This is a genomic window from Bacillus sanguinis (genome assembly GCF_018332475.1).
GTDB lineage: Bacteria > Bacillota > Bacilli > Bacillales > Bacillaceae_G > Bacillus_A > Bacillus_A sanguinis.
The window spans coordinates 1-219 of sequence record NZ_BOQB01000186.1; the positions used below are offsets into that span (position 1 = coordinate 1).

A 219-nucleotide genomic window follows, 5' to 3' on the forward strand; every position below is an offset into this window, starting at 1 on the left:
CTGCAACTTGTTCTCTCGTCGCAACATCACCGAAACCAAACTTCCCATTTCCATAGCCTGAAATAATATTTTTACCCGCCAAATCTTTAATTGCCGGATACGACCAATGCGATGTAGGCACATCAGAAAAAATACTTGCTTCAGCAGCTCTTACATCACTGCCATTGGTATACATTAAAGCACCGCCAATAAGTGTTAATGATGTAATTGATTTTAATA

1 protein-coding gene is annotated in these 219 nt (G+C 38.8%); it reads right to left on the bottom strand.

What is annotated here, in order from left to right; all coding sequences use genetic code 11:
- Positions 1-219: S-layer homology domain-containing protein (locus KI369_RS19425; RefSeq protein ID WP_212957040.1), on the bottom strand; the 219-nt coding region annotated here is incomplete at both ends.